General features: G+C 37.0%; 15 protein-coding genes and 1 riboswitch. All 15 genes read right to left on the bottom strand.

The features are described from left to right. Position 1: 1 nt before the first annotated feature. Positions 2–772: an ABC transporter ATP-binding protein gene (locus tag MHI57_RS23545; protein WP_095369882.1), complete on the bottom strand. Its 771-nt coding sequence runs from the start codon at positions 770–772 to the stop codon at positions 2–4. After that, a complete protein-coding gene (locus tag MHI57_RS23540) occupies positions 762–1745 on the bottom strand; it encodes a FecCD family ABC transporter permease (protein WP_095369883.1) in 984 nt (327 codons plus the stop codon). Before MHI57_RS23540 ends, MHI57_RS23545 begins: the two co-directional genes overlap by 11 nt. A 13-nt stretch (positions 1746–1758) precedes the next feature. Next, positions 1759–2652, bottom strand: a complete 894-nt coding sequence (isdE, locus tag MHI57_RS23535; protein WP_095369884.1) for a heme ABC transporter substrate-binding protein IsdE — start codon at positions 2650–2652, stop codon at positions 1759–1761. Between the two features lie 60 nt (positions 2653–2712). Further along, positions 2713–4446, bottom strand: coding sequence for an NEAT domain-containing protein (locus tag MHI57_RS23530; RefSeq protein ID WP_340978398.1), 1734 nt, complete (start codon positions 4444–4446; stop codon positions 2713–2715). A gap of 2 nt (positions 4447–4448) precedes the next feature. Further along, entirely contained in the window at positions 4449–5075 is a 627-nt protein-coding gene (locus MHI57_RS23525) for an NEAT domain-containing protein (protein WP_157733747.1), read from the bottom strand. 677 nt (positions 5076–5752) lie between these two features. Beyond that, positions 5753–6529 carry an enoyl-CoA hydratase-related protein gene (locus MHI57_RS23520; protein WP_307318708.1) on the bottom strand — a complete coding sequence of 259 codons (777 nt, stop codon included), beginning with the start codon at positions 6527–6529 and terminating at the stop codon, positions 5753–5755. 153 nt (positions 6530–6682) lie between these two features. Next, positions 6683–7486 carry an alpha/beta fold hydrolase gene (locus MHI57_RS23515; protein WP_328198705.1) on the bottom strand — a complete coding sequence of 268 codons (804 nt, stop codon included), beginning with the start codon at positions 7484–7486 and terminating at the stop codon, positions 6683–6685. A gap of 207 nt (positions 7487–7693) precedes the next feature. After that, a complete protein-coding gene (ssuE, locus tag MHI57_RS23510) occupies positions 7694–8242 on the bottom strand; it encodes an NADPH-dependent FMN reductase (RefSeq protein ID WP_322909139.1) in 549 nt (182 codons plus the stop codon). Between the two features lie 13 nt (positions 8243–8255). After that, positions 8256–9632, bottom strand: a complete 1377-nt coding sequence (locus MHI57_RS23505) for an LLM class flavin-dependent oxidoreductase (RefSeq protein ID WP_340978392.1) — start codon at positions 9630–9632, stop codon at positions 8256–8258. Positions 9633–9645: 13 nt separating this feature from the next. Further along, positions 9646–9966 carry a hypothetical protein gene (locus MHI57_RS23500; RefSeq protein ID WP_095369891.1) on the bottom strand — a complete coding sequence of 107 codons (321 nt, stop codon included), beginning with the start codon at positions 9964–9966 and terminating at the stop codon, positions 9646–9648. Between the two features lie 32 nt (positions 9967–9998). After that, positions 9999–10166: a YezD family protein gene (locus MHI57_RS23495; protein ID WP_095369892.1), complete on the bottom strand. Its 168-nt coding sequence runs from the start codon at positions 10164–10166 to the stop codon at positions 9999–10001. Positions 10167–10186: 20 nt separating this feature from the next. After that, on the bottom strand, positions 10187–10336 hold the full coding sequence (locus MHI57_RS23490; RefSeq protein ID WP_157733748.1) for a hypothetical protein: 150 nt from the start codon (positions 10334–10336) through the stop codon (positions 10187–10189). Beyond that, positions 10329–11117 (bottom strand): alpha/beta hydrolase, encoded by a 789-nt coding sequence (locus MHI57_RS23485; RefSeq protein ID WP_340978388.1) that lies wholly within the window; start codon positions 11115–11117, stop codon positions 10329–10331. Before MHI57_RS23485 ends, MHI57_RS23490 begins: the two co-directional genes overlap by 8 nt. 257 nt (positions 11118–11374) lie before the next feature. Beyond that, a riboswitch (SAM riboswitch) is annotated at positions 11375–11477 on the bottom strand. Positions 11478–11560: 83 nt separating this feature from the next. Beyond that, complete coding sequence (locus tag MHI57_RS23480) at positions 11561–12376, bottom strand: MetQ/NlpA family ABC transporter substrate-binding protein (RefSeq protein WP_095369894.1); 816 nt, start codon at positions 12374–12376, stop codon at positions 11561–11563. Positions 12377–12393: 17 nt separating this feature from the next. Then, entirely contained in the window at positions 12394–13791 is a 1398-nt protein-coding gene (locus tag MHI57_RS23475) for an LLM class flavin-dependent oxidoreductase (protein ID WP_340978386.1), read from the bottom strand. Positions 13792–13939: the final 148 nt, after the last annotated feature.

Here is a 13939-nt window from a genome sequence, read left to right as displayed (position 1 = left end):
GTCATGTTCCTAAAGGAACTAAATACAGTCCCGTACGAATATTATGCTCTACACAAACATCTACGCCATATATATCTTTAATTAAGGATTCGTTGACGATTTCTGGGGGCAGACCAGATGCAACAATTTCACCATCACACATGACAATAAGCTGATCAGAATAGCGTACTGCCTGATTAATATCATGAAGAACCATCACAATCGTTAAACCGTATTCTCGGTTAAGTAATTGAATCAGCTCTAATAATTCCAACTGATAATACATATCCAAATACGTTGTTGGCTCATCAAGGAAAAGCATTTTTGTTTTCTGCGCTAACGCCATCGCTATCCAAACTCTTTGCCGTTCACCGCCAGATAATTGATTCAACTGCCGCTCTCGTTTGTCTTCAAGCTTGGTTAATGAAATTGCCCAATCGATGACTTCCTCATCCTCTAAGGACAACTTTTGAAAGGCTCGCTTATATGGTAATCTACCAAAAGCAATGAGCTTCTCTACTGTTAAATCTATCGGCGCTTCATTTTGCTGGTAGACTGTTCCTACTAACTTTGCGAACTCCTTTGCTTTAAAGTGGTGTATTTGTTTGCCATCGATCATTATCGATCCAGCTGTCAACTTTTCATCTCTTGCTAATAATGATAATAGCGTTGATTTACCGGACCCGTTAGGCCCTATAATGGTAGAGATTTTCCCTGCTGGAAAAACCCCAGTATTGTCTTTTAATATTTGTTTTTCCTTATCGTATGAAAATTGGATGGATTTAAATTCCATAAACTTTATCACTCTTTCTTAATAGAAATATTAAGAACGGCCCACCGATGACAGCCATAATCGTCGAAGCTGGTATCTCTAGTGGAGCGATTAGCGTACGACCTAGTGTATCAGCCGTCAAAATTAATAATGCACCTGCAATAGCAGAAAATGGGATTAATCGTTTATGATCCGTACCGATTAATTGCCTAGCAATATGAGGAACGAGTAAGCCAACAAATACAATGACTCCGGCAACAGACGTTGCAACTGCAGCTAAAAGTACAGCGATGGCTGATATCATTATTCTTGAGACATTGACATTCATACCTAAATTCTTAGCCTTTTTATCTTGCAATGCCAATAGATTACACCATGGACTGACTAAGAATGCTAGCACGAGACCAAGAATGCCGTACATGACAATGATTTCAACCTCTGCCCATGTTTTCATTGTTAACGTAGAGCTATTAGATGGACCGAGGGCGATATTGAAATAACTGCAGATCATTAAGAGTGCTTCTCTTAATCCTGTAAACATTGCGCTAACAGCAATACCCGTTAAGATAATACGTAAAGGACTTAATCCTGATTTCCAGCTCATAGAATAAACGAGAAAACAAGCGATACTTCCCCCAATGAAAGCAAATAACGGCCCACTTATATATAAGCCCGGAAGAAACAACATACCAAACAAAGAAAAGAAGCTCGCCCCGGCAGAAATCCCAATGACCCCTGCATCAGCTAATGGATTCCTCATCACTGATTGAAACAGAACACCCGCTACTGATAGGGCGGCACCAGCAAACATTGCAACGATAATGCGGGGATAGCGTAAATCGCGAATGACAGCTACTTCCTCATTTCCTCCATAAAACAGGTCCATTATTAATTCTTTGATCGTGACAGATACACTTCCACTTAAAACAGAAAAGCCCGTCACTACTAACAAAAGAATGGTCACGATTACAAAATAGAAATTTTTTTTATTCATAAGCTTCTTCCTTTTAATCTACGTATAGTATGTCTACAAGCTCATCAAGTGCGTTTGTTACATTCAAATTAGCGGTTGTGGCAAATAAAGGTTCCCTCAGATCGTATACGCGATTATTTTTAACTGCATTAAAATGTTGCCAAATATTATTGTCTTTGAACTCACTATTAAACATTTCAACTACTTCATCGGGCATCCCATGTGATAATCGCAAAATGACATCAGCATCTGCTTCATGTAAATACTCTGTATTTGCTGATATATATTCTTCGTTAAAGCCAGTAATTGCGTTCTCACCACCAGCAACCTTCACTAAATTACCTACATAAGAGTTTTCTGTTGCCACTAAGTAGCTTCCAGGAATCCCGAGTAAGATTAGTACTTTTGGAGATTGATATTGTGCGGTTTTTTCTTGTATCTCTTCAATTTTACTTTCAACGTTTTGAGATAGAGCTTCTGCTTGAGCTTCACGATGATATGTACCTCCTAATTCCTTGATTGTTGTGATCATACTTTCTACACTTTGAAAGTTGAGAAATTCTGTTTCAATTCCTGCATTTACAAACGAGTCCTTCAAGTCATATTCTAATGTAGTCACTGATAAAACCTTATCAGCATTTAATGTTTTAATGACCTCCATATCAGGCTTCATAGGATTTCCAACCTCGACAACATCTTGATATCGTTCAGGTAGTGGAAATGAAGTGGTAGGTATTCCGACTAAATCCAGCTCCAGTTCGTTCATCACTTCTGCTATAGCAGTAGTTGTTGCAACAATTCTTACTTTTTCCTCTTCTGTTTGACCTTCATCTTTCGCTTCCTTCTCTTCACCTGCAGTCTGTCCGCCTGCACACCCAGCAATGAAAAATAATAGCATGATGTAAAATATTAGTTGAATTCTTTTCATAAGAAACCTCCAAATGGGACTGCTGTTCAAAATGCGAACAGCAGTTTATTACTAAATTCCTTACATACCCATTCCTTTTAATCTGTATTTTCTAAATAAATAGAATCCAGACAAAAGAAGTAATGCTGCATAAATGCCTACTTGAAGATAATTTAATGAATCACCTGTTTTTACATTGGTTACATTTTTTTGATTATCTTTTGGTTGTTCTTGATTATCATTACGGTCAAATGGCAAATGACTATCATTGTTATTTCCACTTCCGCTACCCTTATCTTCCCCAGGAGTGATTGGAGGGGGTGTTTGACCATTACCATCATCGTCAATTTCAACATCCAAGCTCGATACATCTAACACAAATCGAACAGGATAAAGATGTGGTGCACCAATGGCTTCAATAGCAGCTACATATGTTTCTTGGATTGCTTCAATATCAACTGATAATACACGTTCTTCAGCTTCTTCGTCTCTACTTATTTCTTCTAAAGCTACCTTTTCACCAGCAATATCAAATTCAATTGTTCCTAACGTATCAAGCCCCGTCACTTGTGTAAATTGCAGGGAATACTCACCGTCATTTACAGTTAGTAAAGCTTCATCCGCAAAATATTTCGCAAATGCAGATTCCGTATCAGAATCTACACCAAGAATAGATAATGGTAATGGATACTCACCATCTGCTAACACATCATCATTTGGTACTGGCTCATTATCACCTGGTTCATCTGTGCCTGGTTCTTCAGTTCCCGGATTCTCTCCTCCAGGTTCTTCAGTTCCTGGATCATTTCCAATTGGTTGGATGCTGTCTACATCATACTCAAGTGCTACATCATGAGTACTACCATAAGACATAACCATACGTAAATTAGTCAATTGGTTCACATCTGGTATTTGGAATTTAACTAGTTTTGTTTGTTCTGCAGCGTTCTCACTTACTACTTCTACATCTTCAAAAACATCATTTAATTCTGATTGAAGATTAGTAATTACATGACTTGCCCCTAAGTTGAAAGAAATATAAGGAACACCCTTTGCAATCGTTAACGTCGCTGGGCTTTGGAAAAATCCTGCCCAATTTGCAGGTGCTGGTTGTCCATCATATAACACTTGATAATTGATTGTATATTGACCATCTGCTAACTCTTCAGTTCCCGGTTCTTCTGTGCCTGGCTCCTCAGTTCCCGGCTCTTCTGTGCCTGGCTCCTCAGTTCCCGGTCCTTCTGTGCCTGGCTCTTCAGTTCCCGGTCCTTCTGTGCCTGGCTCCTCAGTTCCCGGCTCTTCTGTGCCTGGCTCCTCAGTTCCTGGCTCTTCCGTGCTTGGTTCTTCTGGATTTGGTTCTTCAGGTTGATCTAATTCAACTGTAGTAATTGAATTTTCATCAAAAGAAAGTTGAATGGTATGGGTTCCGTAAGACATGAATAATTTCACATTTGTTGATTGATTCAGTCCATCGATAGGAAATTGATATACTCTTGAGGCCTGGTCTTCACTTACAACTTGGGCATCTTGATAGGTACCATTGGACTCTGTTTGTATCTTTTGCATTACTTGGTTGGCACCATTAATTTTTATCGTGATGCTTAATGCTCCATCTTTTGCTATTAATGATGCAGGATTTTCAAAAAAGCTATTCCAGCTTGCATTAGGCTGACCATTATATAAAATTTGATAATTAATGGTATACTTCCCATTTGCTAAATCTTGCGCAGCATTTACTATTATTGGTGAGGCATTTTGTAAAACAGCTAAGGCAAGGACAAATAGTGCAACTGTTACTCTTAATAAGCGTTTCATATTTAACCCCTTTTCATTTGTTTTTGATAAGTGAATAAAATAAATAAAGCTGCACCGATAGCTAGTAGAACATAAAGTTGAACATTGTCTCCAGTCTCTGGATTAGCTACAACTTCTTGTTCTTGATTCTGTCCGCTGGTATTATTATCTTCTTCACCACCAGATGAAGCAGGTGCTGTTTCTTGATTATTCGTTGCCGCCTCAATTAACTTTGCATTCGCTTCATCAAAAGACAGTCTAATAGAATACCAGTGATCATAAGAGGCATCTGCAACGACATGAATTTTTGCATTTACAGGTTGAGAAATACTATTTACTGTAAACTGAACTGTTTCATTTTCACCGCTAGTTGATAGCACAGATACATTTTTTGATTCAACTTGGAAATCTTTAATCATGCTGCTCGTTGTTGTTAATTGGACCGTTATTTTGCCACCTTCTACTTTTACTTTTGCTGGCTTAGCAAAATACCCATCTGCCATGGATGCTGAGCCACTATCTGGTTTAATAACTGAGTACGACACAGAATATGTACCATCAGTTAGTGCAGCTGACGTATGTAGGGCTGGAGTAATGACTAAGAATACAATTACTGATAAAAGTAGAGCCGAAAACTTTTTGACTAACAAAAATATACCCTCCTCTATATAATTGATTATCATTCTCAATTATATTGAAATAAAAAAACTTATCTTCACCCTTATACAATAAGCCATAGGAATTTAATTGATTATCATTCTCAACGTTATACAAAAAAATAATATGCCTCCTTCCCCTTTATGGACTAGGTAATTAGGATGATGACCGTTACAACGTAATTGTAGTTGATAATGATTATCATAGTCAATTGTTTTTTCGCAAATATTTAACATTTTTTTCACTTCTTTCGTTCAACACCAAATATTGGTCTATATTTTGGTCGAATGAATACTACCCTACTTTGTCAAGAAGCACATTACTATCTACTTGATTACTAAGCTAAAACATACTCACCTTTTATAGATAGCAAGTATCTTATTTGTGACTTTCCCATATACTTCTTCCTATTTTCTTAGATTTATTTTCCTATTCCGAGTCTAAAGCGTTACGCATGATTTTGCCCAGCTCTCATTTCCGTGAGTGATGCGACAAAATTCCTTTTGCGCGCTTTACAACAAAATGAAGGTATTGTTTTATATGGTGTATGCTAGGTTCTCCTTCTGGTACTGAAGTAAATATATTTAGTTTTTTTACAGCTGTTATTATCTCCACAAAAAAACCTTTAACAACTAATGAACAAATAGTGGTTAAAGGGTTTTTTAAACAGTTAGTTTCCTTGGAAATTCGGCTTTCTTTTCTCTGCGAAGGCTTGTAATGCTTCCACTCTGTCTTTTGTTGGTAGTAACACTTCATAAGCTTTTCTTTCAATATGTAATCCTGTATGTAAGTCAGTATTCATTCCTTGTTTAACAGCAAACTTTGCTTGTTTAAGTGCGATTGGGCCATTATTAAGCATTTTACTCGCAAATTGTATGACTGTATCTAACAATATATCTTCATTACATACCTCATTTACGATACCGTATTGCTGTGCTTCTATGGCTGATAACCTCTTCGCTGTTAGTATTAATTCCATTGCTTTTGTTTCACCAATTAAGCGAGGAAGCCTCTGCGTCCCTCCTGCTCCAGGAATAATAGCTAGACCTGTTTCAGTTAAGCCTACCTTAGCTACATCCGCCGCAAATCTAAAATCACAACATAGAGCAAGCTCTAAACCGCCACCAAACGCAAAACCATTAATAGCTGCAATCGTCGGCTGAGGCAACTCTGCAATCATATTAAAAACGTCCCCCATTTTATATAGGTTTCGCCTTACTTCCTCATCGGTAAGATTTCTTCTTTCTTTTAGGTCTGCACCAACACTAAATGCACGATTGCCAGTCCCAGTTAAAATAACTACTCTCACCTCTGGGTTCGCTCGAACATTTTCTACTTGCTGTTGTAACTCAATTAACGTTTCATAATTAAATGCGTTTAACGCATCAGGACGATTTAATTTTATTGTAGCAATATAATCGTTGATATCTAATTGAATTTGTTCCATACTCTAGCTCCTTTTCTTTTTTTAAAAATATTCATAACAATATTCGCCACTAAATCATGAAAACCCTTTCAAATATAAAACAAAGCCATTCACCTTAAAAAATTACATAGGAAAAAACTAGCCTTCCCTATGAAGAAAAGCTAGTTACCTTCTTTATAAACCTTTAATATAGTTATCTACGATTTTGTTAAAAACATCAGTTTCCTCTAGAAAAGGGCAATGACAACTTTCCTCAAATATATGCAGCTTTGCATTCGGTAAAGCATTTAAAAGATGCTTGCCTGCCGCTACTGGTATCAACTTTTCTTCCTTACCAAAGCATAGAAGTGTGGGAATGTCGTAATCGGGTAGAGAGCTACGATAATCAACGACTGATTGATCAAACAGAATGGCACTTGCAACGGAAGCAGGTAATCTTGTCGTTTCTTCAAGCATCCAATCTAGCTCGCTTAGACTTAATTCTTTTTTAAACATTAGTGGAATGAAACCTTTTAAAAAGGCTTTTTGGTCTCTTTGCACTTCTCTCATAAAACTAGTTAAAGTCTCCATATCAAAGGCGCCTATTGAGAAATCAGGCCATTTAAAATCGGAGGCAAGTTCATCTACGATTACTGTCGATTTAATATGTTTATCACCAAATAACTTTAAGTACTCCCATATGACAAATGCCCCCATCGACCAGCCAACAAGGGTCACATTCTCTAGTTTTAAATTTGTGATAAATTGTCTAATATCTTCGGCATACTGTGCAATGGTATGGCCATGATGGACTTTTTCTGATTGACCATGTCCTCGTAAATCTGGTATTAACACACGATAATCAGTCTTAAAGTATTCTATCTGCTTTTCAAAGAATCGACCACTCATCCATACACCATGAATAAAAATGACTGGTTCACCATTACCTACATCTTCAAAATAAATACTTGTACCGTCACTTAATTTCATTATTGTCACATCATCAACCTCCATTTTAAAAAATTCAATAATAATATAATCTATGCCTCAATCTATAAAAGTAGTGGCAAAACAATAGCTAAAATTTATCTTCTCTTATTTATTATACAACTCTAAATTTTATAAAAATATTGTATCTCAAAGTTTTTTTAAACAATTAAAGGAGCCGAACAAACAGGAGTTGTTCGGCAAAAAATATATTTTCAGTTATTTTAGTTGTAACTCCTTTATAGACAATAAAGAATGCAGACGATTTAATTCTTTATCTAATCTTTCCTTTACATGATTTTCGACAATAAAACGATGATCTTCTGTTCTTTCAATCTCTTTATCTAAAACATATACACCCTGAAGGACTGTTTCTGCTCCTAAACTGGATATAACTGGTTTCAATGCATAATCAATCATAAGTAAATGTCCGAATGAGCCCCCTATCACAAGCGGTAATACAGATTTATCAACGAAGCCTTTTTGAGGTAATAAATCCAAATAAGCTTTTAGTACACCTGTATAAGAGGCTTTAAATACTGGTGTTAATATAATTACAGCATCTGATTTTTCTACTTTTTCATTCGCTGCGATAATTGCTGGGCTATCAAATTTTGCATGAATTAAATCTTCAGCAGGTAGCTCCCTTACTGTAATTTGCTCATATGGCACGCCCTTTTTGTTTAAAAAAGCAATCGCTTCTTGCTCTAATCCGTTTAAACGGGAATTGTTTGATGTGCTTCCCGATATGATTACAACATTTGTCATCTTCAGACGCCTCCTATTTTGTAACTGTCAACTTACTAAATTTTTTACCAAAATGATGCTCTGGCAAATGGTCATACCCAAATAAATTCTTTCTTAAAGTACCTTCTTCATACTCTCTTCTTACGAGCCCCCTATCTTGTAGGATTGGAATGACATGCTCAACGAACTCTTCGAATGTACCTGGAGTGACGGCATATGCAACGTTAAACCCGTCAACTCCTGTCTCTTCTTTCCATCCTTCTAATTGATCAGCAACAGAGTGTGCTGTACCAACAGCCACTTGACCCATCCCGCCAACACCAACAAATTTGGCAATGTCATCGACCGTCCAACTCTTTGTAGAATCTATATTCGTAAATGTTTCAACGATTGACTGAATGGCGTCATTTTTAACGTACTCGATTGGTTGATTTGCTTTATACTCTGAGAAGTCGATACCACTCCACCCCCCAAATAACGCTAATGATCCTTCATAACTAGCATGGTTTTGATAGTCCTCATACTTAACTCTAGCATCTTCCTCTGTTTCACCGATAATAGGCGTGACGAGAGAGAGAATCTTTACTTCACTGGGGTCTCTCCCCTCCGCTCTTACTTCTTCCCTAATTTTATCGACTATTACTTTACCGGCTTCTTTTGTGGGCACACTTATAAAGACCAACTCTGCATGTTTAGCAGCAAACTTTCTCCCTCTTGTAGATGCACCCGCTTGAAAAATAACCGGTGTCCTTTGCAGAGAAGGTTCACATAGATGTGCACCTGGCACCTTAAAATATTTCCCTTCATGGTTAATATCGTGAACTTTACTTGGATCTGTATAGAGCCCTTTTTCCTTGTCTAAAACCACTGCGTCGTCTTCCCAGCTTTGTTCCCACAGTTTATATGTGACATCTAAATATTCATCAGCTATCTCATAACGTTCATCATGGCTGATTTGTTGATCTAGTCCTATATTTAGTGCGGCACTATTTAAATAAGATGTGACAATATTCCAACCTATTCTTCCTTTTGTTAAATGATCGAGAGTGGACATCCTCCTTGCAAATACATATGGATGTTCAAAACTAGTTGAAACCGTTAGACCAAACCCTAAATGTTTTGTTACTTGCGCCATTATAGGAACAACGAAAGCAGGATCATTAACTGGCACCTGTACCCCTTGTTTAACCGCTGCTTCTCTAGAATTTTGATAAACATCATATGTACCAAGCACATCTGCCAGGAAAATGGCATCAAAACGTCCCTTTTCAAGTACTTGAGCCAAATGTGTCCAATATGATATGTCTTTATAAGTGGAAGATTGATCATCCTTATGTGTCCATAGTCCTGGTGATTGATGCCCAGCGCAGTTCATATCAAAAGCATTGAGGTACATTCTTTTCGCGGTCATTTTTAATTCTCCTTTAGTGATCATATTTTATAAAAAACTCATCAAGTGCTTTACTTAAACCACCTTTTCCAAATTTGATTCTCGTTTTATTGTTTCGATTTTCAATTTGATTCGAGGCAAAATCCAAAAACGCGATGACGAACAGTCTCCTAACAATTATTGAATGCAACCCTTTGTCATAAAGCGATTGTTCAACCGTATGGAAGATTCCTTTATTAATATTAAAAGATTGACAACACCATCTAATAAAGTGAAAGTCAGGTAGATTCAAGTACATGCAGCCTGATAGGTTTTTAGCTACATTGGGTGCTTGATTACTAATTGTTGACTGCATGTAACTCACTCCTTTTCATTTGCTCCATTCCATCATTTTTTATTTTGTTGTTTCTTTTTCAGAGCAAATCGTTTCTTCTCGGTAATGTCAATTTGGGTAATATCCCCTTCGTGTACAGTAATGGTGACACAACCATATTCGAGTTCCTTTAATGTTGTGAGAATGGTATGAATTTTATCTTGATCAATGTGTTTTTCCATAAAATTCTCCTTTATGGGACTTATTTTAGTCTTTTTACAAGCTCCTCTATTTCTGTAAGTGTTAACTGTTCTAATTCATGTCGCTTGAACTTTATTTCATCTATAGTAAGCATAAGGTTGATTAAGGTTTGTTTTCTCTTTGCTATCGCTTTTTGTAAAAACTTAGCCAACCTCTTTCCCCCCCCACTCGGTGTTCTTTTTTTCTTCATTCATCGTATCTAGAAATTCTGTTGTATCCTGAATAATTTTGGTCTGATCATAATCCATGGATGCTACATGATATGAGTTGTAAAGGACTCGAAGCCATTTATGATCTGTTTGAATTTCGATAAAAATACGATCTGTATTCTCTGGAGGTACAACATGATCATGGATAGACTTAAAGCATAATATTGGGCAATGAATTTGAGATAAACTTTTTCCTGCGTCACTCATTACCTTTTGTAAAGAGTGAACTGCTTTTACCGGAATATTATCGTAAGTAATTTCATGTATAGTCGGATTTTTGATATCTGGGCTACCTTCGTCAATATAGTGTTTCTCATCGTAATATCTTAAATACTCGTAATCTGGTAATGTCAGTGCAGTATTAATTAGGATCAGTCCATCCAGCTCTCCATATTTCTTAGCTAACAACAGCGCTAATGCACCGCCCATAGATTGACCTAAACAATAGACTTGTTTGCACTTCTCCTTTAATTGCTTATAAGCTGTAACAACATCATTGAACCAATCATCAGAACCATATAACTCTAAATCTCTGCTTTTTGTTCCATGTCCCGTGAGCCTTGGGGCATGAACAGTAAAACCCCTATTTGCAAGTTCCGCACCCAAGTCCTCAATGCTCTGCGGTGTTCCAACAAAGCCATGAATGAGGAGAATACCAATGTCCCCACCTTCATAATAAAAAGAATCTGCACCTGGTATAACTGTTGATTCTACTCTTTTCATTTTTTCGTCCTCCTTTATATTGCAACATTTTGGTGGACAATGGTTGACTACCATTGCCGATTTTTCCCGTTGATGTAAATCTAGCTGCACTACTGCCTTTGGAGGTCCAATCAGCAACTTTAATTCCAACTTAACAAATAGGTTTAATCAGTTTAAAAACAGCATTTGTATAGAGGAGATCATCCCTTGGTGATTAAATCATGCAAAATAAAAAACCTCTTCTGACAAGAAGAGGTTAAAGTTCCGTTCTTTATCTCTCCTTATCTTTCAAGCAACAGCTTGCTGGAATTGGCACAGTGCAATAAATTGCCTGTTGCCGAGGCTTCAAAGGGCCAGTCCCTCCACCTCTCTGGATAAGAAAAATCATATTAAATTTTATATCATTTACTCTATAATATTTATCAATATTTGTCAATTATTTTTTAAAAATTAAGATGATTTACTCATTCGCCCATCCATTCTGGCTTATGAAAACCTTTAAAGTTTTCTTCAATTACTTTTGCAAATTCCTCCGACTCTATGGCTTCAATGATATCCTTTGCCATTTGGGCGTCTTTATCTTCTTTACGAACAACAATCCTATTTTGGATTTCCTCAGGAATTTGATCCCGATAAATGGCTGTTGTTAAATCTAATCCTGCAGCAACCGCAAAGTTACCATTAACAGCAGCAAGATCAACTGATTCAAGAGACCTTGGCAGTTGGGCTGCATCTACTTCATGGAATTTCAAATTTTTCGGGTTAGATAATACATCATTTACTGTTGCATTGACTGGGTTTATATCATCTTTCAATTCTATTAAACCAGCATCACGCGCAACTGTTAATCCTCTCGCTAAGTTTGTAGGATCATTAGCAATGGCCATCGTGCTGCCATCTTTCACTTCTTCAAGGGAGTTGAATTTTTCTGAATAAATACCAATTGGAGCTGTAGGAACAGAAATAATATCTACTAGATCCATCCCTTTTTCAGTGTTAAAATTCTCTAAGTACACTTTATGTTGAAATAAATTACCATCCAAATCTCCACTATCTAAAGCAATATTCGGTTGAACATAATCATTAAATTCCTTTACTTCTACTTTGTACCCTTTTTCCTCAAGTAGTGGTGCTACACCTTGCTCAAGCATATCACTATAAGGAACTGTCGCCCCTAAGACCATCTCTTTCTTTTCTTCGCCGGATGAACCTGATGTCCCACATGCACTTAAAACAGTGCAACAAGTCAGTACAAAAAATAATAACCAAACTTTTCTCATACCCTTCACCTCTTATTTTAATTATTTATCTTTTCACCTTTACGATATTTACTTCCTGGATGACCACTCGGTAAAAGGGGCGAGCCATGAGTAAAAAGCTTTTCTCTTAACGTACCCTTTTTGTATTCCTTTTTATATAAACCACGTTCTTGTAGAATCGGAATAACAAGCTCAATAAAATCTTCCAAATCTGCTGGCGTTACTAAATGATTTAAATTAAAACCATCGACACCAGAGGCTTCAAACTGATATTGAATTTGGTCTGCTACTTCTGATGGATTGCCGACAATTATATTGTCTCTATCTAATCCTTCTAATTTTGAAATCGCTTCTTTAATCGATAGTCTTTTCTTCGCATCTTTCGTTAATGAAGCAGCTTTATAATGCCCATGCTCTGTAGCTTTAAATTCAAATGGGTTATCTAACTCATCCTTTGTAAATTCCGCAACATTATAACCGCTTGCGCCCCCAAACTGTGCTTTCGCTGCATCTGCACTCCATAATTGGTTGTATTCAGCAAATTTCTCTTCCGCTTCTTCAGTTGTCTTACCTACGATGACTGTTAGGAAAGTGAATATTTTAATATCTTCCGGATTCCTGCCATATTCTTCCGCTTGTTTTCGAATATCCTCTGTATAATGTCTTACTCTTTCAGGTGTTGGCCCACCTACAAATACACATTCTGCATGTTTTGCTGCAAAAGCACGTCCTTTAGGAGAAGTCCCTGCTTGATATAAAACAGGTGTTCTTTGTTGTGACGGTTCTGTTAAATGCGGTCCTTCGACATCAAAATATTCTCCTTTATGGTGAATTTCATGGATTTTCTTACGGTCGATTAATACCCCTTGTGCTGTATCTTCTATCACTGCTCCATCTTCCCAGCTTGATTCCCACAGTTTATAAACGACATCCATATATTCATCGGCAATTTCATAACGCTTATCGTGTTTGATCATATCTTTGAAACCAAAATTTCTTGCTGCATTAGGAAGATAAGAAGTAACGATATTCCATGCCACTCTTCCTTTTGTCAAATGATCTAATGTGGAAAACCGTCTTGCCTGCCCAAAAGGTGGCTCATATGTTGTACTCACCGTTAATGCAAATGACAGATGCTCTGTCACTGCTGCCATAGCAGGGATGACAAACGCCCCATCATTAACAGGAAACTGTAATCCATCGTTAATTGAAGGTTCTTTACTTTCTTTATACGTATCATAAACACCTAATACATCCGCAAAAAAGACAGCATCGAATTTTCCCTTCTCGAGTGTTTTGGCTAATTCCATCCAATAATTAATATCTTTATAGGCACGATGTCGTTTGGAATCTTTATGCTTCCATAGCCCATGAGAATTGTGCATTGCACTTGTCATTTCAAATGCATTCAATATCATTTGTTTTTTATAACTCATACTGCCATTACCTCCTCTAATACTTCTACAAAAGAAGCATAATAATGTATTTATCAATTGTGCTAAGAATGTTTATCGCTTTTGGTGGTCCAATCAGCCATAAAAAAACCTCTTCCAAAAAGGAAGAGGTAACGTACGCTCATAAATA

This window comes from Cytobacillus sp. FSL K6-0129 (assembly GCF_038007625.1).
Taxonomy (GTDB): Bacteria; Bacillota; Bacilli; order Bacillales; family Cytobacillaceae; genus Cytobacillus; species Cytobacillus kochii.
This window is presented reverse-complemented; position numbering and strand designations above follow the sequence as displayed.